The organism is Leifsonia shinshuensis (assembly GCF_014217625.1).
Taxonomy (GTDB): Bacteria; Actinomycetota; Actinomycetes; order Actinomycetales; family Microbacteriaceae; genus Leifsonia; species Leifsonia shinshuensis_A.
In genome coordinates, this window is the sequence record NZ_CP043641.1 from 1,554,417 (window position 1) to 1,574,858 (window position 20,442).

19 protein-coding genes are annotated in these 20,442 nt (G+C 72.6%); 4 read left to right on the forward strand and 15 right to left on the reverse strand.

Annotation, left to right across the window (positions count from 1 at the left end):
• Positions 1 to 3: 3 nt before the first annotated feature.
• Genes F1C12_RS07520 through argC form a run of 4 tightly spaced genes read right to left on the reverse strand, consistent with a single transcriptional unit; the run spans position 4 to position 4,349 of the window.
• Positions 4 to 1,233 carry an acetylornithine transaminase gene (locus tag F1C12_RS07520; RefSeq protein ID WP_185278167.1) on the reverse strand — a complete coding sequence of 410 codons (1,230 nt, stop codon included), beginning with the start codon at positions 1,231 to 1,233 and terminating at the stop codon, positions 4 to 6.
• Positions 1,230 to 2,147, reverse strand: coding sequence for an acetylglutamate kinase (gene argB / locus F1C12_RS07525; protein ID WP_185278168.1), 918 nt, complete (start codon positions 2,145 to 2,147; stop codon positions 1,230 to 1,232). Before argB ends, F1C12_RS07520 begins: the two co-directional genes overlap by 4 nt.
• Position 2,148: 1 nt before the next feature.
• Entirely contained in the window at positions 2,149 to 3,303 is a 1,155-nt protein-coding gene (gene argJ, locus F1C12_RS07530; protein WP_185278169.1) for a bifunctional glutamate N-acetyltransferase/amino-acid acetyltransferase ArgJ, read from the reverse strand.
• Positions 3,300 to 4,349: an N-acetyl-gamma-glutamyl-phosphate reductase gene (gene argC, locus F1C12_RS07535; protein WP_185278170.1), complete on the reverse strand. Its 1,050-nt coding sequence runs from the start codon at positions 4,347 to 4,349 to the stop codon at positions 3,300 to 3,302. Before argC ends, argJ begins: the two co-directional genes overlap by 4 nt.
• A 398-nt stretch (positions 4,350 to 4,747) precedes the next feature.
• Here argC and F1C12_RS07540 point away from each other — a divergent pair, with 398 nt between their 5' ends.
• On the forward strand, positions 4,748 to 6,250 hold the full coding sequence (locus tag F1C12_RS07540) for a hypothetical protein (protein ID WP_185278171.1): 1,503 nt from the start codon (positions 4,748 to 4,750) through the stop codon (positions 6,248 to 6,250).
• A gap of 57 nt (positions 6,251 to 6,307) precedes the next feature.
• On the opposite strand, the gene pheT is transcribed toward F1C12_RS07540, so the two are convergent.
• The 8 genes from pheT to infC all read right to left on the reverse strand — a co-directional run bounded on the left by pheT (position 6,308) and on the right by infC (position 13,788).
• Positions 6,308 to 8,851, reverse strand: a complete 2,544-nt coding sequence (gene pheT, locus F1C12_RS07545) for a phenylalanine--tRNA ligase subunit beta (RefSeq protein ID WP_185278172.1) — start codon at positions 8,849 to 8,851, stop codon at positions 6,308 to 6,310.
• Positions 8,851 to 9,891, reverse strand: a complete 1,041-nt coding sequence (gene pheS, locus F1C12_RS07550) for a phenylalanine--tRNA ligase subunit alpha (RefSeq protein WP_185278173.1) — start codon at positions 9,889 to 9,891, stop codon at positions 8,851 to 8,853. The genes pheT and pheS overlap by 1 nt, the downstream gene beginning before the upstream one ends.
• A gap of 73 nt (positions 9,892 to 9,964) precedes the next feature.
• Entirely contained in the window at positions 9,965 to 11,005 is a 1,041-nt protein-coding gene (locus F1C12_RS07555; RefSeq protein ID WP_185278174.1) for an SRPBCC domain-containing protein, read from the reverse strand.
• On the reverse strand, positions 11,002 to 11,358 hold the full coding sequence (locus tag F1C12_RS07560) for an ArsR/SmtB family transcription factor (protein ID WP_185278175.1): 357 nt from the start codon (positions 11,356 to 11,358) through the stop codon (positions 11,002 to 11,004). The genes F1C12_RS07555 and F1C12_RS07560 overlap by 4 nt, the downstream gene beginning before the upstream one ends.
• A gap of 46 nt (positions 11,359 to 11,404) precedes the next feature.
• On the reverse strand, positions 11,405 to 12,208 hold the full coding sequence (locus F1C12_RS07565; protein WP_185278176.1) for a TrmH family RNA methyltransferase: 804 nt from the start codon (positions 12,206 to 12,208) through the stop codon (positions 11,405 to 11,407).
• Positions 12,209 to 12,516: 308 nt separating this feature from the next.
• Positions 12,517 to 12,900 carry a 50S ribosomal protein L20 gene (rplT, locus tag F1C12_RS07570; protein ID WP_185278177.1) on the reverse strand — a complete coding sequence of 128 codons (384 nt, stop codon included), beginning with the start codon at positions 12,898 to 12,900 and terminating at the stop codon, positions 12,517 to 12,519.
• A gap of 37 nt (positions 12,901 to 12,937) precedes the next feature.
• On the reverse strand, positions 12,938 to 13,132 hold the full coding sequence (rpmI, locus tag F1C12_RS07575; RefSeq protein ID WP_185278178.1) for a 50S ribosomal protein L35: 195 nt from the start codon (positions 13,130 to 13,132) through the stop codon (positions 12,938 to 12,940).
• Positions 13,132 to 13,788, reverse strand: coding sequence for a translation initiation factor IF-3 (gene infC, locus F1C12_RS07580; protein ID WP_185278829.1), 657 nt, complete (start codon positions 13,786 to 13,788; stop codon positions 13,132 to 13,134). The genes rpmI and infC overlap by 1 nt, the downstream gene beginning before the upstream one ends.
• A gap of 266 nt (positions 13,789 to 14,054) precedes the next feature.
• Between infC and F1C12_RS07585 the strand changes: the two genes are divergently transcribed.
• On the forward strand, positions 14,055 to 14,429 hold the full coding sequence (locus F1C12_RS07585) for a DUF1844 domain-containing protein (RefSeq protein ID WP_185278179.1): 375 nt from the start codon (positions 14,055 to 14,057) through the stop codon (positions 14,427 to 14,429).
• Entirely contained in the window at positions 14,429 to 14,761 is a 333-nt protein-coding gene (locus F1C12_RS07590; RefSeq protein ID WP_185278180.1) for an MmcQ/YjbR family DNA-binding protein, read from the forward strand. The genes F1C12_RS07585 and F1C12_RS07590 overlap by 1 nt, the downstream gene beginning before the upstream one ends.
• A 142-nt stretch (positions 14,762 to 14,903) precedes the next feature.
• Here the strand turns inward: F1C12_RS07590 and F1C12_RS07595 are convergent, their stop codons facing one another.
• Complete coding sequence (locus F1C12_RS07595) at positions 14,904 to 15,605, reverse strand: YoaK family protein (RefSeq protein WP_258046162.1); 702 nt, start codon at positions 15,603 to 15,605, stop codon at positions 14,904 to 14,906.
• Between the two features lie 56 nt (positions 15,606 to 15,661).
• On the opposite strand from F1C12_RS07595, the gene F1C12_RS07600 reads away from it, so the two are divergent.
• On the forward strand, positions 15,662 to 17,458 hold the full coding sequence (locus F1C12_RS07600; protein ID WP_185278181.1) for a gamma-glutamyltransferase family protein: 1,797 nt from the start codon (positions 15,662 to 15,664) through the stop codon (positions 17,456 to 17,458).
• Positions 17,459 to 17,465: 7 nt separating this feature from the next.
• Here the strand turns inward: F1C12_RS07600 and F1C12_RS07605 are convergent, their stop codons facing one another.
• Together F1C12_RS07605 and F1C12_RS07610 are read right to left on the reverse strand one after the other, a co-directional pair.
• Positions 17,466 to 18,839 carry a pyridoxal phosphate-dependent decarboxylase family protein gene (locus F1C12_RS07605; RefSeq protein WP_185278182.1) on the reverse strand — a complete coding sequence of 458 codons (1,374 nt, stop codon included), beginning with the start codon at positions 18,837 to 18,839 and terminating at the stop codon, positions 17,466 to 17,468.
• A gap of 136 nt (positions 18,840 to 18,975) precedes the next feature.
• Complete coding sequence (locus F1C12_RS07610) at positions 18,976 to 20,385, reverse strand: amidase (protein ID WP_185278831.1); 1,410 nt, start codon at positions 20,383 to 20,385, stop codon at positions 18,976 to 18,978.
• Positions 20,386 to 20,442 lie beyond the last annotated feature (57 nt).

Here is a 20,442-nt window from a genome sequence, read left to right on the forward strand (position 1 = left end):
AGGTCAGGAGGCGTGCACCGCGTCGAGCGCGCGCCCGAACCGCTCGCGGAACTCCGCGAGCTCGGCGTCGCCCACGATCAGCGGAGGAGCGAGGCGGATGCTCGACTCGTTCGGCGCGTTGATGATCAGCCCGTTGGCGAGCGCCGCGTCGGAGAGCCGGTGCGCCTCGCCGTCGGTGAGGCCGACGCCGATCAGCAGGCCGGCGCCGCGGATGTCGCCGATCAGCGGCGAGTCGTAGGAGCGCAGGATGGCGCGCAGCTCCTCGCCGCGCCGGGCGGCGTTGCCAACCAGGTCGGCCCGCTCGATCTCGCCGATCACCGCGTTGCCCGCGGCCGTCGCCAGCGGGTTGCCGCCGAACGTCGAGCCGTGCTGGCCCTGGCTGAACAGCTCCGACGCGCGGCCGAACGTGATGAGGGCGCCGATGGGCACTCCCCCGGCGATGCCCTTCGCGACGGTGATCGCGTCCGGGAGGATGTCGGCGTGCTGGTAGGCGAACCAGCGCCCGGTGCGGCCGATGCCGGTCTGGATCTCGTCGATGATCAGCAGCGCGCCGTGCTGCTCGGTGAGCTCGCGGGCGCGCTGCAGGAAGCCCTCCGGGAGGTCGAGCACGCCGGCCTCGCCCTTGATCGGCTCCACGAACAGCGCGGCCACGCGGTCGTCGATGGCGGCCTCCAGCGCGTGGATGGTCGAGTCGATGTGCTCGACCCCGCCCGGCAGCGGCTCGAACGCCTCGCGCATCGGCGGCTTGCCGGTGAGCGCGAGCGAGCCCATCGTGCGGCCGTGGAAGGCGTTGTGCAGGGCGAGCACGCGCGTGCGCCGGCCGTGCGGGCCGCGGTTGAGGCGCGCCAGCTTGAAGGCGGCCTCGTTGGCCTCCGCCCCCGAGTTGCCGAACAGGATGCGGCCCTGCTCGCCCGCTCCGGTGATGTCGCGCAGGCGCTCGGCGAGTTCGAGTTGCGGCTGCGTGGAGAAGTAGTTGGAGACGTGCGCGAGCGTGGCCACCTGGCTGCTCACGGCCTCCACCAGGACGGGGTGCGCGTGGCCCAGCGAGTTGACCGCGATCCCGGCGAGGAAGTCGAGGTACTCGTTGCCGTCGACGTCCCAGACCCGGCAGCCTTCGCCGCGGGCGAGCATGAGCTTGGGGGTCGCGAGAGTGCGCATCATGGCGTCGCCGAAGCGCGGTTTCCACCGCCCGTCCGTGTTGGCTTCCGTGCTGTGTGCGAGTCGCGCCGTCATGCCGGCACCACCTCCGTTCCGATTCCGGACTGCGTGAACACCTCGAGGAGGATCGAGTGCGCCACGCGTCCGTCGATGATCGCGGCCTTCGGCACGCCGCCGTCGACCGCGTCCAGGCAGGCCGACATCTTGGGGATCATGCCCGACTCCAGCGCGGGCAGCAGCTCGCGCAGCTCGGGCGCGGCGATCTTGGACAGCAGCGAGTCGCGGTTCGGCCAGTCGCTGTAGAGACCGGCGACGTCGGTCAGGATGACGAGCTTCGCCGCCCCGAGCGCGACGGCGAGCGCCGCAGCGGCCGCGTCGGCGTTGACGTTGAGCGCCTGGCCCGGGTCGTCGATGTCCGGCGCGATCGAGGAGACCACCGGGATGCGGCCGGCGTCGAGCTGTGCGAGCACGGCCTCCGGGTTCACGCCGATCACGTCGCCCACGAGGCCGAGGTCGACCTCCTCGCCGTCGACCACGGCGCCGCGCTTGCGGCCCTGGAACAGCCCGGCGTCCTCCCCGGACAGACCGGCGGCGAGCGGGCCGTGCTTGTTGATGTTGCCGACGATGTCGCGGTTGATCTGGCCGGTCAGGACCATGCGCACCACGTCCATCGCGTCCGGTGTGGTCACCCGGTAGCCGCCGCGGAACTCGCTCTCGATGCCGAGCCGGTCGAGCATCGCGGAGATCTGCGGACCGCCGCCGTGCACGACCACCGGGCGCAGCCCCGCGTAGCGCAGGTAGACGATGTCCTCCGCGAAGGTGCGCTGGAGGTCCTCGCTCACCATGGCGTTGCCGCCGAACTTCACCACGATGATGCGGTCGTGGAAGGTCTTCAGCCAGGGCAGCGACTCGATCAGGGTCGCGGCTTTGTCCGCGGCGGCGGCGCGCTCGGCGGCCTCCGCGGTGTCGGTGTCGGTGTCGGTCGTCATGTCAGCTGGAGTAGGCACTGTTCTCGTGGACGTAGTCGTGGGTCAGGTCGTTGGTGAGGATGGCCGCCGTCTCGTCGCCCGCGTGCAGGTCGATGAGCACGTGCACCGCGCGCGGCGTCAGGTCGACCAGGTCGCGCGGCTGGTCCGGCTCCCCCGCCGTGCACACCTGCACGCCGTTGATCGCGACGTCGATGCCGTACGGGTCGAACTCCGCGTCGGTGGTGCCGACCGCGGCGAGCACGCGGCCCCAGTTGGGGTCGTTGCCGAAAATGGCCGCCTTGAACAGGTTCGACCGCGACACCGCGCGGCCGACGGTCACGGCCTCGTCCTCGGTCCTGGCGTTGACGACCTCGATCGTGACGTCGTGGGAGGCGCCCTCGGCGTCCTCCTGGAGCTGCGTTGCCAGGCTGCGGCACACCTCGGTGAGCGCGAACGTGAACTCGTCCAGGTCGGGCGTGACGCCGCTCGCGCCGGAGCCGAGCAGCGCGACGGTGTCGTTGGTCGACATGCAGCCGTCCGAGTCGAGGCGGTCGAAGGTGACCCGGGTGGCTGCGCGGAGCGCCGAGTCGAGCTGAGTGGAGTCGAGCACGGCGTCCGTCGTGATGACGACGAGCATCGTCGCGAGGCCCGGCGCGAGCATCCCGGCGCCCTTGGCCATGCCGCCGACCGACCAGCCGGCCGCTGAGACCTGCTCGGCCTGCTTCGGGCGCGTGTCGGTGGTCATGATCGCCTCGGCCGCGCCGAGCCCGGAGTCGCCGGCGAGGGCGGTGGCCGCCTGGGCGACACCCGTGGTCAGCTTCTGGAGGTCGAGCTGCTCGCCGATCAGGCCGGTGGAGCAGACCAGCACGTCACCGGCGGAGACGCCGAGCGCCTCGCCCACGGCCTCCGCCGTCGCGTGCGTGGTCTGGAAGCCCTGCGCGCCGGTGTAGCAGTTCGCGCCGCCGGAGTTCAGGACGATCGCCGACACGACGCCGTCGGCGATGACCTGCTCGCTCCACAGCACCGGGTTCGCCTTGCAGCGGTTGGTCGTGAAGACCGCGGCGGCCGCCGTCAGCGGTCCGCGGTTCTGGACGAGCGCGAGGTCGCGCTTGCCGCTCGACTTGAGGCCGGCGACGACGCCGGCGGCGGAGAATCCCTTGGCGGTGGTGACGCTCATGGCGCGACTCCGTTCACACTCAGACCGGCGGTCTCGGGGAGCCCGAGAGCGATGTTCGCGGACTGGATCGCCGCGCCGGCCGTTCCTTTGTACAGATTGTCGATGGCGAGCACGGTCACGACCCGGCCCGCCGCCTGGTCGAGGGCGACCCCGATCAGCACGGTGTTCGACCCCAGCACGTCCGCCGTGCGCGGCACGACCCCTGCGGGCAGGACGTGCACGAACGGCTCGTCCGCGTAGGCGGCCTCCCAGACCTCCTGCACGTGTGCGGCGGTCACTCCCGGCTTCACCCGCGCGGTGGTGGTCGCCAGGATCCCCCGCGACATCGGCACGAGCACCGGAGTGAACGAGAGGGTCGGCGTCGTCGCGCCCGCTTTGCGGAGGTTCTGCTGGATCTCCGGGATGTGCCGGTGCGTGCCGCCGACCGCGTACGGGTTGGCGGAGCCGAGGATCTCGCTGGCCAGATACATCGTCTTGAGCGACTTCCCCGCGCCGGACGGCCCGACGGCGAGGACGCTGACGATGTCCTCCTCCTCGACCACCCCGGCGTGGATGCCCGGCGCGAGCGCGAGCGAGACGGCGCTCGCGTTGCAGCCGGGCGCCGCAATGCGGGTCGCTCCGGCGAGGTGCGCGCGCTGCTTGGCGCCGTCGGCCCCGACGATCAGCTCGGGGACGCCGTACGCCCACGAGCCGAAGTACTCGCCGCCGTAGAACGCGTCCCAGTCGGCCGGGTCCTCCAGCCGGTGGTCGGCCCCCGCGTCGACGACGAGGGTGTCGCCGGGCAGCTGCGCGGCGACCTCCCCGGAGCGGCCGTGCGGCAGCGCGAGGAAGACCACGTCGTGACCGGCGAGGTTCTCCGGCGTGTTCTCGGTGAGGGTGAGGTGGGCGAGGGAGCGCAGGTGCGGCTGGTGCGCGGCGAGTGGGTGACCGGCGTTGTTGTGCGCGGTCACAGTGCGGATCTCGAAGTCGGGATGGTCGGCGAGGATGCGCAGCAGCTCGCCACCCGCGTACCCGGAGGCACCGGCGACGGCAACCGAGAGAGTCATGCTTGTTCCTTGATGGGGTGGACGACAGGGGGCCGAGGAGCCGGCGACGCCCATGTCCGACCGCGAAGGGTCGCCCGAGCGCCGCCTAGATTCGGCGGTCGCGCAGGCGTCGGCGCATCGAGGGGGCACCGACGGTAAGCATGTAGACCACCCTAGCGCCCTCTCCCTCCGCGCCGCCAAATCGCGGGCGTCACACACGGCCGGCGAACACCCGCGCCGTCGTCCGCCCCGCACACCACCGATGGGTTCTGCCGCGCCGGTGAACCGCCGGGTGATCTTTCCGGAGCCGGGTCGGCCCCCGGCCGAACGGCCTCCGTCCCGCGCCTATCCTGACCCGGGCGACTCTCGCCGTCACTCACGAGGTGAGGCGACTTCCACGATCCGAAAGCGAGCCGTCGATGAATCCGTTCCGCTACCGCCGTCAGTTCCTGCTGACCCCGTCCCGGAACGTGGACCTGCCCGGATGGACGACGCTCGACATCGCCGACTACCGGCTGCACGCGCATCCCGACCTCGCGGTGAGTGTGCACGACGACGAGGCCTCCCCCGTCCGCCTCCTGCTTCTCGGCTTCGCGATCGACCCGGCACGGCCTGGGCTCGACGATGCCGCACTCCTGGCGGAGCTCGCCGCGACCTGGCGCGGCGACGTCTCGACCTGGTCCGCGGTCGAGCTGGCCGGCCGCTTCGTCCTCGTGGTGTTCACCGCGGACGATGTCCTGTTCCTCGCCGACCCCTGCGGGCTGCGGACCCTCGAATACACGCGGCGAGACGGCGCGCTGCACCTCGCCTCGCAGGCGCTGCTGCTGGAGCAGGTCGTGCCGCTCAGGCCGAGCGCGCGGTATCGCGACCTGCTCGAGTCCCGCTACTGGCGCAACTCCCAGGAGGCCTTCCTGCCCGCGGACGCGACACCGTTCGAGGACGTGGATCGTCTGGTCCCGAACCACCTGCTCCGAGCCAGCACGGGAGAGCAGGAGCGCTACTGGCCGGTGCAGGACACCGCCCTGCACGCCAGGCAGGGGGCGGACCCCGCGTTCCTGATCGAGTCGGCGATCACGAGACTCCGGGCGTCCCTCGCGGCCGCGGCGGACCGGTTCCCGGTCGCGCTGCCCGTGACCGGCGGCCTGGACTCGCGCATGCTCCTGGCGGCGTCCGGGCCGCTGGCGGACCGGCTGTTCTATTACACGCTCCGCTACCGGCACCTGCATCGCAGGTCGCCGGACATCGCCATCCCGTCCCGGCTGCTGGCCGCACGCGGGCTGGAGCACCACATCATCGACTGCCGCGAGCCGGCCACCGCGGAATGGCTGCGGGTCTATCGCGACAACTCCGCCATCTCGCACCTCGACGACTGGGGCCAGATCGCCTACGGAATGGAGCGCGGTTTCCCCGCCGAGCGGGTGGCCCTGAAGGGCAACGCGGCCGAGATCGCCCAGTTCTACCTCCGGACCGACGGCATCCTCCCTGACACCGACACCGGCCGGCAGCTCGCCCGCCTCATCCCCGGCTGGGAGACGGCGCCCGCGATCGTCGCCTCCCTCGACGTGTGGCGGGAGAAGGCAGCGCCCGCCGCCGCTGCGGTGGGGATCGACCTCGACGTCCTGTTCCACTGGGAGCACTTGTGCGGCTCCTGGCAGGCACAGAGCCAGCTCGAATGGGACATCGCCCAGGAGGCCTTCACCCCGTTCAACGACCGCGTGCTCCTCACGACCCTGCTGCAGCTGCCCGACGAACTGCGTTCCGCTCCCGAGCGCGTGGCCTTCCGGCAGATCATCGCCTCGGGCGGCGACGACTGGCTGAAGGAACCGATCAATCCCCGCACGTCGGGCCTGCGCGTGCAGGAGTTCCTGCCTCGCGCCGCCTATCGCGTGAAGCGCAAGCTGCGATCCCGAAGCGTCCTCTGACGGCCGCGCGGCGATCCGTGCCGGATGGGGCCTCCCACCCGGCACGGGATCGTTCCGCTACTCGCGGATATGCGCGCCGAACAGCTCCTCGGCACGCGCCGCCCCCGCGAGCTTCGCCTCGCTGGCTTCGGCCGCGGTGAGGGTGCGGTCGTCGGCGCGGAAGCGCAGCGCGAAGGTGAGGCTCTTGCGGTCGGCCGGGAGACCGGCGCCGCGGTAGTCGTCGACCAGGCGGATGTCCTCCAGGAGCGCGCCGGCGCCCTCCCGGACCGCGGCCAGCAGCTCGCCGGCCGGGACCTCGTCGCGCACGACGAGCGACAGGTCCTGCGTCGCCGCCGGGAAGCCGGCGATCACGCCCGCGACGATGTCGGCGGGCGCGACGGCGATCAGCGCGTCCAGGTCGAGCTCGTAGACCGCGACGACGCGCGGGAGGTCGAGGTCCTCCGCGATCGCGGGCAGCAGCTCGCCGGCGTAGCCCACGACGACGCGCGAGCCGTCCGCGGCGTGCGCCACGAGCTGGGCGGTGCGTCCCGGGTGCAGCGCCTGGTGGCGGCTCTGCACCGGCTCGACGCGGACGCCCACGGCGGTCGCGGTCTGCTGCACGGCGGTCAGCGCGTCGGCGAGTCCGGCGGCGACGGGCGCCTGGCCGGGCTGCTTCTCCACCGGGCTGCCGACGATCAGGCCGGCGAGGTGGCGCGGCTGCGCGGGAATGCCCGCGTTCAGGCCGGCGAGCACGTCGTCGCCCGGGAGGGCGGCGCCGAGCGGCAGCTCCTCGCTGCCGAGCACGCCGCCTGCGGGGAGGAACACCGTGCCGAGCTCGTAGACGCGCAGGTCGACGAGGCCGCGCGCGAGGTTGCGCTTGGCCACGTCGATCAGGCCGGGAAGGAGCGAGGTGCGCAGGTACGGGGCGGTCGCGTCGAGCGCGTTCGCCAGGCGCACCGCCGGCACCGGGCCGGCCTCGGGCGAGCCGAACAGATCGTTCTGCGCCTCCGAGACGAACGGGAAGGCGAGCACCTCGGTCGCGCCGTTGTCGGCGAGCATTTGGGCGACCGAGCGGCGCAGCTTCTGCGCGCGCGACAGGCCGCGGCCGGGAGGCGCGACGGGCAGCACGGACGGGATGCGGTCGAACCCGACGATGCGGGCGACCTCCTCCGCCAGGTCGGACTTGTCGCGCAGGTCAGGACGCCAGCTCGGCGGCACGACGAGCAGGCCGTCGGCGTCGCCGGTCACGGTGCCGCCGATCTCGGCGAGCGCGCCGCGCACCTCGTCGTCGGTGAACGCCACCCCGATCAGGTTCGGGATGTAGGCGCTCGGCAGGCGGATGGGCTCCGCCTCCCCCGCGGTGTCGAGCAGCGAGCCGAGCTCGTCGGCGTGGCCACCGGCGAGCTGTTCCAGGAGCTGCACGACGCGGGCGGCCGCCGCGACGGCGACGCGCGGGTCGACCCCGCGCTCGAAGCGCTTGGAGGCCTCGCTCGGCAGCTTGTGCCGGCGGGCGGTGCGCGCGATCGACACCGGGTCGAAGTTGGCGGCCTCCACCAGCACGTTGCTCGTGCCCGCGCCGATCTCGGTGGACGCTCCGCCCATCACGCCGGCCAGGCCGATGGCCCCGGACTCGTCGGTGATGAGGAGGTCCTCCTCGTCCAGGACGCGGGTCTGGTCGTCCAGGGTCACCAGCGTCTCGCCCGCGTGCGCGCGGCGCACGATGATGCCGCCGGAGAGCTTGTCGAGGTCGTAGCCGTGGATCGGCTGGCCGAGCTCGAGCATCACGTAGTTGGTGATGTCCACGATCAGCGAGATCGAGCGGATGCCGGCGAGCTTCAGCCGCGCGACCATCCACGGCGGGGTCGGCCGGGAGCCGTCGACGTCGCGGACGACGCGCGTGACGAACACCGTGGCGCCGACGCGGCCGCGGATCGGCGCGCGGTCGTCGATCGTCACGCTGAAGCCGTGCGCGTGCGCTCCCGTGGAGTGGACGCGGACGGCCTCGGCCGGGTCGCGGAAAGCCGCGCCGGTCGCGTGCGAGTACTCGCGGGCGATGCCGCGGATGGAGAACGCGTAGCCGCGGTCGGGCGTGACGTTGACCTCCACCGCGGTGTCGTCCAGCCCGAGCAGCGAGATGGCGTCGGCGCCGACCTCCGGGTCGAGCCCGAGCGTCGTCAGCCGCAGGATGCCCTCGTGGTCGTCGCCGAGGCCGAGCTCGCGCGCGGAGGCGATCATGCCGTCCGAGACGTGCCCGTAGGTCTTGCGGGCGGCGATCGGGAACGGTCCGGGCAGGACCGAGCCGGGCAGCGTCACGACGACCTTGTCGCCGGGGAAGAAGTTGCGGGCGCCGCAGACGATGCCGTGGACGGCGTCGCCACCGTCGGCGGCCTTCTGGCCTTCCGGAGCGCTGCGGACCTGGCACCAGCGGATGGTCTTGCCGTTGCTCTGCGGCTCCTCCACGAAGTCCAGCACCTGGCCGACGACCACCGGGCCGCTGATCTCGAAGGTGTGGACGTCCTCCTCCTCGAGCCCGACGGACACGAGGGCGGCGTGGACCTCGTCGGCCGTGGTGCCGGGCTCGAGGTCGACGTACTCGCCGAGCCAACTCAGGGGGACGCGCATCAGACCACCATTCCGAACTGCTGGGAGAACCGGACATCGCCTTCGGCCATGTCGCGCATGTCTTTGACGTCGTTGCGGAACATCAGCGCCCGCTCGACGCCCATTCCGAACGCGAACCCGGAGTAGACCTCCGGGTCGATGCCCGCGGAGCGCAGCACGTTCGGGTTCACCATGCCGCAGCCGCCCCACTCGATCCAGCGCGCGCCGCCTTTGAAGGTCGGGTGCCAGAGGTCGAGTTCGGCGCTCGGCTCGGTGAACGGGAAGTAGTTGGGACGCAGGCGCACGCGGGCGCCCTCGCCGAAGAGCGTCTTGGCGAAGTGGTCGAGCGTGCCGCGCAGGTGCGCCATCGTCAGGCCCTTGTCGACGGCGATGCCCTCGGTCTGCGTGAAGACCGGGAGGTGGGTCGCGTCGAACTCGTCGGTGCGGAACACCCGGCCGGGCGCGATGCGGTAGACCGGCAGCTCGTTGCCGAGGAGGGCGCGCAGCTGCACCGGGGAGGTGTGCGTGCGCAGCACGAGGTGCGCGTTCGTCGGCTCGACGAAGAAGGTGTCCTGCATCGCCCGCGCGGGGTGGTCGGCGTCGAAGTTGAGCGCGTCGAAGTTGTACCACTCGCTCTCCAGCTCCGGACCCTCCGCGACCTCCCAGCCCATGCCGACGAAGATGTCGGCGATGCGCTCCTGGAGGAGGCTGAGCGGGTGGCGGGCGCCGGGCGTCCAGCGGCTCGGCAGGGCGGTGACGTCGACGGCCTCGGCGGCGAGCCGGGCGGCGTCCTCCTCGGCCGCGATCGCGGCCTCCTTGGCGGCGAACGCCTGGTTCACGCGGCCGCGGGCGCCGCCGACGAGCTTGCCTGCTGCGGCCTTCTGGTCGCCGGGCAGCGAGCGGATGGCGGCGTTCAGCCGTGCGAGCGGCGATGCCTCGGCGGTGTGGTCGTGGCGGACGGCCTTCAGCGCGTCCGAGGTGCCGGCTGCGTCGATCGCGGCGAGCGCCGCGGAGACGGCCGCGTCGACGGACTCCTCGGTGATTTCTGTGGTTTCAGACACGGTTCCCCAGTTTAGTCGGTGGAAGTGGAGGGCTCTGCGGCCGAGGCGGGATGCTCGGCGGCCGGGCCGGGCGCTACTCCGCCGAGTACACCAGGTACGCGGCCTCCCACAGCCGGTCGGGCGCCGGGACGGTCAGCCCGGAGAGCAACAGGGTCAGCTGGTCGAGCAGCTGGTGCCAGCCCGCCGCGAAGTCGGGCGCCGAGCGCAGCCGCCCGGCGCCGAAGGTATCCTTCACTCCGTCTTGCTCGAGCGACAGCAGCGTGCCGTCGCCGGTCTCCGTGAGGCGGATGCTCACCGCAGCGTCGCCCCAGGTGAAGCGGAGGTGGGCGCGGTCTTCGAGGTCGAGCACCTCCAGGACCTGCACGGCGCCGTCCACGTTCTCGTCGCCGAGCCGCATCACGTCGCCCTGCCGCAGCCGGCGCTCGCGCGCGGGATCGTCGGGCCACTCCACGACCGGCCAGAGCCAGCGGCCCACCCGGTCGGGGAGGGTGAGGGCGTCCCAGACCTCGTCCACGGGCGCGTCGAGGAGGCGTCGGAGGGACACGGCCGAGCGCTCGCCCTCCCGGGTCATCGTGGCCGCCACGAGCGCGGCCTCCGCGCTGCGGTACTCGTCCAGCGCGGCGTCGAACGCGGCGGGATCGGCGGCCTCGCCGAGGTAGCCGTCGTGCTCCTGAGGGCTCGCGTCCGCGCCGAGCTCGCGAGCCAGGTGGGTGAGGACGTCCTGCCAGCCCGCCCCGTACACGGCTGCAGTGACCGCCTGCACGCGCCGGTGGGTCAGGGTCAGGAGGACGCGCCCCTCCCCCGCGGGCTCGATGACGGCCTCCAGCTCGGTCGGCGCCTCGACCTGGCCGTCGCCGGTGAAGCGCCAGGTCACCAGGAGGCGGCGCTCGGGCTCGCAGGTCAGCACGCGGCCGTCGACCACGGCGTCCGCGTCGGGGCCGCCCATCGCGAGGCGAAAGCCGTCGGGGGTCCCCTCGTAGCGGCCGATCCAGCGGGCCAGGCGCTCGGGCTCGGTGAGCGCGGCCCAGAGCTCGGCCGGGGTCGCGGGGTACTCCCGTTCGACCGTCACCGAGCGGCGCGGGCCGTCGAGGGCGAGCTCTCCCCAGAGGGTCATGATGCGGCCTTTCCGGTGTGGTGGATCGTCTTGGTGCCTCTGCGGCCGCGCACCAGCTCGGTGCCGAGAGCGTCGAGGCGCTGCTCCCAAAAGACAGCCAAGCCGTCGAACCAGGCCGCCGCCTCCTCCAGTCCGGCCGGCTCCAGCGCGTAGACCCGGCGCTGGCCGTCCACCCGGGAGGCCACCACACCGGACTCCCGCAGCACCCGCAGGTGCCGGGAGGCCGCGGGCTGCGTGATCCCGAACTCGTCGGCGGCGAGCGTCGCGAGCTCGCCGGCCGTGCGCTCACCGCGCGCCAGCAGCTCCACGAAGCGCCGCCGCACGGGGTCGCCCACCGCCTCCAGACCGTCCATACGGTCAATCTATCAAGTCTGCGTTATATAACGCAAGGCTTATCGATCATTCGGAGCGCTGCGCGAACGCCGACTCGTACAGGCAGACCGACGCCGCGGTCGCGAGGTTCATCGACTCGGCGCGGCCGTAGATCGGCACCGTCACCACGCGGTCCACCAGACCCAGCAGGTCGTCGGCGAGCCCGCGCGCCTCGTTGCCGAACACCCACGCGGTCGGGCGGGCGAGCTGGCCCTCCTGGCGCGCGGCGAGGAGGTCCTCCCCCTTGATGTCCGCTGCGAGGACCTGTAAGCCGGCGCTGTGCGCGCGGCCGACCACGTCGGCGAGGTCGGCGCCGACCGCAACCGGCACGTGGAACAGCGACCCGGTCGTGGAGCGCACCACCTTCGGGTTGTAGAGATCGACGGTGCGGCCGGTGAGCACGACGGCGTCCGCCCCTGCGGAGTCGGCGGCGCGGATGATCGTGCCGGCGTTGCCGGGGTCGCGCACCTCCTCCAGGATCGCGACCAGCCGCGGCTCGTCGGCGAAGATGTCGCGGACGGAGGTCGGAAACTGCCGGCACACCGCGACGAAGCCCTGCGGCGTGACCGTGTCGGCCATCGTGTCCAGCACGTGCTCGGTGACGAACTCGACGTCGACTCCGGCCTCCACCGCGGTCTGCGCGATGTCCTGGTAGCGCTCCAGCGCGGTCGGCGTCGCGTAGAGCTCGACGACGAGCTCCGGTCGGTAGGTGAGGGCCTCGGAGACCGCCTGCGGCCCCTCGAGGAGGAAGAGCCCGGTCTCGGCGCGGGCGGGGCGCTTCGCCAGCTTCGCAACGGCGCGGACGCGCGGGGAGCGCGGGTTGTCAAGCATGCGCACAGCTTATCGGCGCGGCCTCCCGCAACCGTAGCTCCGGCGCGTTCCCGATCCGCCGTTTCCGTAACTCCGGAGATACCCGCCTCCCGAGCCCGGTACTCCGGAGTTCCGGTCATCCGGCCGGCGTGTCGGTCCAAGTCTCCGGAGTTGCGGTAACTCCGGAGACTCCGGCCGACACGCCGCCGACGTGTCCGTTTCTCCGGACATCCGGGACGAGACGGGCGCGATCTCCGGAGTTGGCGACGGGGGCGGGAACGCCGAACGGCCCGGTCGGGAGGACCGGGCCGTTCGTGTGGTGCAGCTGCTTACGCGGCCTTCGGGGCCGACGTGTCGGCCGGGAGGGCCTTCTTCGCGGTCTCCACGAGCGCCGCGAAGGTCGCGGGCTCGTTCACGGCCAGCTCGGCGAGGATGCGACGGTCGACCTCGACGCCCGCCAGGCCCAGGCCCTGGATGAGGCGGTTGTAGGTGAGGCCGTTCGCGCGGCTCGCGGCGTTGATCCGCTGGATCCAGAGACGGCGGAAGTCGCCCTTCTTCTGGCGGCGGTCACGGTATGCGTAGACGAGCGAGTGGGTGACCTGCTCCTTCGCCTTGCGGTAGAGGCGCGACCGCTGACCGCGGTAGCCCTCGGCGCGCTCGAGGATGACCCGACGCTTCTTGTGGGCGTTGACAGCCCTCTTCACTCTTGCCATTAGTCGATTTTCCTTACGTGCGTGTCGGGGAGGAGCTCTACTTGCCGATCATCCGGCGGATGACCTTGGCGTCCACCTCGGGGACGACCTGGTCCTGGTTCAGTCGACGGGTGCGACGGCTGGACTTGAGCTCCAGGTTGTGGCGCATACCGGCCTGCTGCTTCATGACCTTGCCGCTGCCGGTGATCTTGAAGCGCTTCTTGGCGCCGGAGTGGGACTTCTGCTTGGGCATTACTTCTCCTCGTTCGTCGCCTGGGCGGGCGAACTCTCTTCGGACTGAGCAGCGTCGGCTGTCTCAGCAACCGCCTCCTGGTCGCGCCCCTGGGCGCGCGCCTTGGAAGCGGCACGTACTGCGTTGGCCTCGGCCTTGGCCTCGGACTTGTTCTTGAGCGGGCTGATGATCATCACCATGTTGCGACCGTCGATGGTCGGGTTCGACTCGACCTGGCCGAACTCGGCGACGTCCTCGGCGAAGCGCTGCAGCAGGCGGACGCCCTGCTCGGGACGCGACTGCTCGCGGCCGCGGAACAGGATCATCGCCTTGACCTTGTCGCCGGACTTCAGGAAGCCCTCGGCGCGCTTGCGCTTGGTCTCGTAGTCGTGCTTGTCGATCTTGAGGCGGAACCGGACCTCTTTGAGGATGGTGTTCGCCTGGTTGCGCCGGGCCTCCTTGGCCTTCTGCGCAGCCTCGTACTTGAACTTGCCGTAGTCCATGATCTTCGCGACCGGCGGCTTGGAATTGGGCGCGACCTCGACCAGGTCGAGATCCGCCTCCTGCGCGAGTCGGATGGCGACCTCGATCTTGACGACGCCGACCTGCTCTCCGCTGGGGCCGACGAGTCGAACTTCGGGGACGCGGATACGGTCATTCGTACGGGGTTCGCTGATGTCAGTCTCCTCTGATGAGCGATGCTTCGAGTGCTCGGGCCGTCTTCCGACGGTTCGGAGAAAGTAGGGATTCCACGCACCAGCGCAGCCCCGCAAGAAATCTCGCGGGGCTGGTGCAGCACCCTGGCTACCGCTGTGCTGACGCACGTCGGCGGAGTGCAACGACCCGGTAACCTGTAAAGCGGTCAAGCGCGGGTGGGAGGAATCTCCACTTTCGTCCCGAGGCAGATGCCCCGGAGCCCGAACGATTCTAGCAGAGGAAAGCAGTGAGCGACACATCCCCCATCCCTGACGGTCACAACCACGAGGAGGAGGCGATCGCCGGAGCCACCCGCGACATCGCCGAGGTGCCCGCGGTCGAGGTCATCACGACCACCGCCGTGCACCTGATGAGCGCCGCCGCGGTGAAGACGGGCCTCGCGGACGACCCGGAGCACCAGACCGATCTGGACGAGGCCCGCAAGCTGATCGACGCGCTCGCCGGCCTGGTCACCGCCAGCGCCGCGCACCTCGGCGACCAGCACGCGCGCAGCCTGCGCGACGGCCTCCGCTCGCTGCAGCTGGCCTTCCGGGAGGCGTCGCCATTCCCGGACGAGATCGGCAAGGGGCCGGGCGAGAAGTACACGGGCCCGGTGAACTGATGGACGCCGCCGCCGTGCACGCGCTCGCCCTGGGCCTCCCGGAGGCCGAGGAGTACGAGCACGGCGGCCTCCCGGCGTTCCGCGTCCGCGGCAAGCGGTACGCGACGATGCTCGATCCGGAGACCTCGACGGTGAACCTGATGCTCGGCGAGGCCGGCATCCGGGAGGCCGCCGCGGCGTGGCCGGAGCACTGCTCGGAGCAGTGGTACGCCGGACGGCTGTCGTCGGCGCACGTCGACTTCTCCGACATCGAGCCCGGGCTGCTGCGCGAGCTGATGACCGACGCGTGGCGCAACCGCGCCCCGGTCTCCCTGCGCCGCCTGCTCGACTGAGCCGACATTCGTCACGAATGTCGCGTTTGGCGCGACCAAAGGCCACATTCGGCACGAATGCGCCTCGCGCCGGTTATGGCCACATTCGTCACGAATGTCGCGTTTGACGCGACCAAAGGCCACATTCGGCACGAATGTCGCGCTAGACGGCGGCCGCCGCGCGGGCGCGGTGGCCGGTGTGGCCGAGCGTCGCGACCACGATCGTGATCACCGCCGACAGCAGCACGCCGAGCGAGACGTGCACGAGCAGCGCGAGCGCGCCCGCCGCCGCGCCCGCGGTGATGAGCAGCACGGCGAGCGCGCGCCGCACCCACAGCGAGCCGTTCCCTCCGGCCAGACGGCTGTCGGCGGCGAGGCCGGTGAGCGTGGAGGTGACGACCACGGTGGTGACGTCGGCGACCTTCACCCGGCGCGCGAGCGCGGCCTGCATCCCCATCGCGAAGCCCAGCGCCGAGGTGGCGATCGTGCCGATCAGCTGCGGATCGAGGTGCAGCGCGAACGCCAGAAGCGCGGCGATCGCGGTCAGGAGGCCGGCGATCACCCAGAGCGTCGCCGTCACGCGTCCCGACCAGCCGTCGTCCCGGCGCACCAGCCGGCTGCCGACGACGGCGCCCGCGAGGAACGCGCCGAGCGCCAGCAGCGGGCGCAGGATCGGGAGGTTGGTGGTCCCGGTCAGCGCCATCCCGAGCAGCACGACGTTGCCGGTCATGTTGCCGGTGAAGACCCGGTCGAGGCCGAGGTAGCCGGTGGCGTCGACGACACCGGTCGAGAACGTGAGGGCGAGCATGAGGGCCAGATGCAGCCGATCGGCGTCGGCGCGGCCCAGGCGATGAGTGACGGACACGGAGCACCACCCTATGCGAGACGGCGGCCCACGGACGCAGGTGCAGACTGGAGTCCATGACGTTCACCCCTCCCCCCGCCGTCACCTCCCGCCCGACCCTCACCGGCACGTTCGGCATGTCGGCCTCCACGCACTGGCTGGCGACCGCGAGCGCGCAGGCCGTCCTGGAGCGCGGCGGCAACGCGTTCGACGCCGCGGTCGCCGGCGCATTCGTGCTGCACGTGGTCGAGCCGCACCTGAACGGCCCCGGCGGCGACCTGGTGGCGCTGTTCGCGACGGCGGACGACCCGACTCCGGTCGTGCTGGCCGGCCAGGGTCCGGCGCCGGCCGGCGCGACGCGGGAGCACTACCGCGCGGAAGGCCTCGAACTCGTCCCCGGCGCCGGGGCCCTCGCCGCCGCGGTCCCGGGCGCGGTCGACGCCTGGCTGCTCCTGCTGAAGGACCACGGCACCTGGGAGCTCGGCGACGTCCTGGCCTTCGCCATCGGTTACGCGGAGGACGGCCACCCCGTGCTGGAGCGCGTCTGCCGCACCATCGCCACAGTGTCCGGGCTGTTCGCCGAGCACTGGCCGTCGTCGGCCGAGCACTGGATGCCGGGCGGCCGCGTCCCGGAGGCCGGCGAGCTGATCCGCAACCCGGCGTACGCGCGGGTGCTGTGCGACCTGATCGCCGCGGGCGACGGCGCGTCGACCCGTGAGGACCGGGTGGAGGCCGCCCGCACCGAGTGGGCGACCGGCCGGGTCGCACAGGAGGCGTCCGCCTTCGCACGCATCCCGCACCGGCACTCCCCCGGCACCGACCACGCGGGCGTGATCGCCGAGGCCGACTTCGACGCCTTCCGCGCCACGTACGAGCCGGCGACGACGCTGGAGTTCCGCGGGCACACGATCGCGAAGACCGGCGCGTGGGGCCAGGGACCCGCGCTGCTGGAGACGCTGGCCATCCTCGACGGGTTCGACGACGAGCGCCTCGACCCGTCGTCGGAGCTCGGCGCGCACACGATCCTGGAGGCGCAGAAGCTCGCCTACGCCGACCGCGACGCCTACTTCGGCGACGCACGCGTGCCGGTGGCGGAGCTGCTGGCACCCGAGTACATCGCAGCGCGCCGCGGCCTGATCGGCGACCGGGCATCGGCGGAGTTCCGTCCGGGCCGGGTCGACGGAGCCGAGCCGTTCCTGCCGCCGCTGCGCACCGAGTACGAGCCCCCGCTGGCGGAGGCCATCGCCGGCGTCGGCGAGCCGACCGTCGCCCGCGACGGGACGACCCGCGGCGACACCTGCCACATCGACGACGTGGACCGCTGGGGCAACATCGTCTCGGCGACGCCGTCGGGAGGCTGGCTGCAGTCGTCGCCGACCATCCCCGCGCTCGGCTTCTGCCTCGGCACGCGCCTGCAGATGACCTGGCTGGAGGAGGGCTCGGCCTCCACCCTGGAGCCCGGCAAGCGCCCGCGCACCACGCTCACCCCCACCCTCGTGCTGCGCGACGGCGTCCCGGTCACCGCGCTCGGCTCGCCCGGCGGCGATCAGCAGGACCAGTGGCAGCTGCTGTACCTGCTGCGCACGCTCGTCGGCGGCTACACGCCGCAGCAGGCGATCGACGCGCCCGCGCTGCACACCACGTCGCTGGCGGAGTCGTTCTGGCCGCGCACGTGGGCGCCGGCCGGCGCGGTGGTGGAGTCGCGGCTCGGCGAGGAGGTCATCGCGGGGCTGGAGGCGCGCGGGCACGTGGTGACGCGGGCCGGTGGGTGGACGCTCGGGCGGCTGTCGTCGGTCGGGCGGGATCCGGAGACGGGTGTGCTGAGCGCGGCGGCGAATCCGCGCGGGATGCAGGGGTACGCGGCGGGGCGCTGAGCCCGGGCTACGCGGTCGCCGCGACCGCTTCCCGTACCGCCTCCACCGTGCGCCCGGCCTCCACGGCGTCCGTGAGCCAGTTGCTCACCGAGAACCGCAGCACCGCCCTCCCGTGCCACTCCGACGGCGACGCCAGCGCGACGCCGCCCGCCCGCAGCGCGTCCCCCACCCGGCGGGTGCGGTCGTCGCCGTCGAACGTGGCGCAGACCTGCGTGTAGACCACATCGTTGAGCACGCGCGCCCCCGGGATGCCGGCGAGCCCCTCTGCGATCACGGTCGCGGCGTCGACGAGCCCCTGGACCAGTTCGCCGACCCCCGCGCGTCCCAGCTGGGCCAGCGCCGCGTAGACCGGAACCCCCCGCGCGCGGCGGCTGAGCTCCGGGACCCGGTCCTCCGGATCCGACGCCCCCGACATCGCCGCCAGGTAGGCCGCGTGTTGCGCCATCGAGGCGTGCAGCACCTCCGGGTGGGCGACGACGGCGACGCCGCTGTCGTACGGGACGTTGAGCGTCTTGTGCGCGTCTGTCGCCCAGGAGTCGGCGCCCGCCATCCCCTCGGTGAGGTGGCGCAGACCAGGGGCCGCCGCGGCCCACAGCCCGAACGCGCCGTCGATGTGGACCCACGCTCCCGCGGCGTGCGCGACCTCGATCGCGTCGGCCAGCGGGTCGAACGCGCCCGAGTGGACGTTGCCCGCCTGGAGGCAGACGACCGCCGGGCCGTCGCCGTCGGCGAGCGCCGCCCGCAGCGCGTCCACCCGGAGGCGGCCCTGCTCGTCGGCGTCGACCGGACGTCCGGCGCCGAGCCCGGCCAGCATCGCGGCACTGTCGATGGAGCCGTGGCGCTCGGCCCCGACCAGGAGACGCACCCGCGGGCCTCCGGCGAGACCGTCGGTGCGCGCATCCCAGCCGGCGCGGCGCAGCGTCTCGTCGCGCCCGCAGATCAGGCCGACGAGGTTCGCGACGGTCGCGCCCGTCACGTAGCCGACCTCCGCGTCGGAGGGCAGCCCGAGCAGGTCGAGCATCCACTCGGCGGCGAGCTCCTCCGCCGCGATCACGCCGGGGGTGACCGCGCGCAGGGCGGTGTTCTGGTCCCACGCCGCCACCAGCCAGTCGGCGCCGAGCGCGACGGGCTGCGCGCCACCGATCACCCAGCCGTGGAACCGCGGCGAGTGCATCCTCATCAGCCCGGGCTCGACGGCGGAGGCCAGGTGCCCCAGGACTTCGGCGGGAGCAGGCCCGCGCTCCGGGAGGCGTCGGCCGAGCGCGTCCTTGACCGCCTCGACGTCGGCGGTCGGCGGGATGCTCCCGTCCCGCACGCCGTCGAGCCACCGCGCCGCGAGCGCGGCGGCCTCGCCGAGCACGAACGCCTCCCGATCGTCCACGAGGGCAGGGTAGCGCTGGTTCACCGCCGTGAACAACGGAGGAGATCCGGGCCGACACGCCGGTACCGGGCAGTCAGCGGAGGAGAACCGGGGTGCGGGAGGGCGGATGTCCTCCGTTGGCGACGGCGGTCGGGCGTCACCAGGTCGGCGGGCGGCGGGTGTCCCAGCGGATGCGGCGCTCGAGTTGGGCGGCCAGGGAGAGCAGGGTGCGCTCGCCACCGGGGCGGCCGATGAGCTGCACGCCCATCGGGAGGCCGTCCGCCGTCTGCGCGACCGGCAGCACGATCGCGGGCAGCCCGGTCACGTTCAGCATCGACGTGAACGGCGTGTACAGCACCTGCTGCTCGAAGTTGCGCTCGCCGTCCTCCTGGTCGTACCAGCCGACCGGCCGCGGCGTGAGCGCCATCGCCGGCGTCAGCACCGCGTCGAACGAGGCGAGCTGCCGGATGAACGAGCGCTCGTAGGCGGTCAGCGCGCTGAGCGCTTCGCTGAGTTCGCGGGCGAGGATGGTCCGGCCGCGCTGCACGAGCCACGCGGTCAGCGGCTCCAGCAGCGCCAGCGCCTCCCCTTCGGCCGGGATGCGCGCGGCGCCGGCCTGCCAGATCGTCCGGAACGCCGGGGCGTAGCTCGGGTCGGGCTCCAGGGCGGTCTCCTCGATGCCGTGCCCCATCGCCGCGAACGCCTCCACCGCCGCATCGAGCGCCGACCGGGCCTCCGGGGAGACCACGATGTCGTAGGCGTCATCCCACGCGGAGGTCGTCATCACCCCGAGCTGGAAGCGGCCCTCGCCGCGGATCGCCGTCCCGAGGAACGGGCCGTCGTCCTCGTACGGCGCGCGCAGCGTGAAGTGGTGGTCGATGTGACCGCCGACTTTCGCGATCATCCCGTCCAGCAGGAGCGCGGCGTCCGCGGTGGTGCGGGCGAGCGGGCCGGCCACGACGAGCCCCGCGAGCGAGTCGATTCCGCTGCCCGCGGGGACCAGCCCGCGCGAGGGCTTGAGGCCGACCAGTCCGCACGCGGCGGCCGGGATGCGCACCGAGCCGCCGCCGTCGGAGCCGGGCGCGAACGGCAGCATCCCGCTCGCCACAGCGACGGCCGCACCTCCGCTCGACCCGCCCGCGCCGAGCGACGGGTCCCACGGGTTCCGGGCGGGCGGCGCGGCGAGCGACTCGGTGTAGGCGGGGAGGCCGAACTCGGGCGCGTTGGTCTTGCCGAGGCTCACGGCGCCCGCGGCGTCCAGCGTCACCACGATCTCGTCGGAGCGGTCCGGGACGAAGCCCGCCATCACGCGCGAGCCGAAGCCGGTCGGCACGCCGGCGCGCAGCCAGAGGTCCTTGTCTCCGGAGGGCAGTCCCCACAGCGGCGCCGTCTTCGGGACGCGCTCGGCGACCTCGTCCGCCCGCTCCAGCGCGCGCTCCCGGGTGACGGTGACGAACGCGCCGAGCTGCGGGTTCAGGCGCTCGATCCGGTCGAGGTAGTGGGCGGCCAGCTCCCGCGGCGACACCCTCCCCGCCTGCAGTTCCTGCCACAACGCCAGCGCCGTCATCTCATGGAGTTCCACGGGTCCACGCTATGCCCTCGACACGCGCCCTTGACAAAATGC

Coding starts and splice junctions, on each gene's coding strand:
- F1C12_RS07520 (WP_185278167.1), bottom strand. CDS start 1,233: ATGACGGCGCGACTCGCACACAGCACGGAAGCCAACACGGACGGGCGG.
- argB (WP_185278168.1), bottom strand. CDS start 2,147: ATGACGACCGACACCGACACCGACACCGCGGAGGCCGCCGAGCGCGCC.
- argJ (WP_185278169.1), bottom strand. CDS start 3,303: ATGAGCGTCACCACCGCCAAGGGATTCTCCGCCGCCGGCGTCGTCGCC.
- argC (WP_185278170.1), bottom strand. CDS start 4,349: ATGACTCTCTCGGTTGCCGTCGCCGGTGCCTCCGGGTACGCGGGTGGC.
- F1C12_RS07540 (WP_185278171.1), top strand. CDS start 4,748: ATGAATCCGTTCCGCTACCGCCGTCAGTTCCTGCTGACCCCGTCCCGG.
- pheT (WP_185278172.1), bottom strand. CDS start 8,851: ATGCGCGTCCCCCTGAGTTGGCTCGGCGAGTACGTCGACCTCGAGCCC.
- F1C12_RS07555 (WP_185278174.1), bottom strand. CDS start 11,005: ATGACCCTCTGGGGAGAGCTCGCCCTCGACGGCCCGCGCCGCTCGGTG.
- F1C12_RS07560 (WP_185278175.1), bottom strand. CDS start 11,358: ATGGACGGTCTGGAGGCGGTGGGCGACCCCGTGCGGCGGCGCTTCGTG.
- F1C12_RS07565 (WP_185278176.1), bottom strand. CDS start 12,208: ATGCTTGACAACCCGCGCTCCCCGCGCGTCCGCGCCGTTGCGAAGCTG.
- rplT (WP_185278177.1), bottom strand. CDS start 12,900: ATGGCAAGAGTGAAGAGGGCTGTCAACGCCCACAAGAAGCGTCGGGTC.
- rpmI (WP_185278178.1), bottom strand. CDS start 13,132: ATGCCCAAGCAGAAGTCCCACTCCGGCGCCAAGAAGCGCTTCAAGATC.
- F1C12_RS07590 (WP_185278180.1), top strand. CDS start 14,429: ATGGACGCCGCCGCCGTGCACGCGCTCGCCCTGGGCCTCCCGGAGGCC.
- F1C12_RS07600 (WP_185278181.1), top strand. CDS start 15,662: ATGACGTTCACCCCTCCCCCCGCCGTCACCTCCCGCCCGACCCTCACC.
- F1C12_RS07610 (WP_185278831.1), bottom strand. CDS start 20,385: ATGACGGCGCTGGCGTTGTGGCAGGAACTGCAGGCGGGGAGGGTGTCG.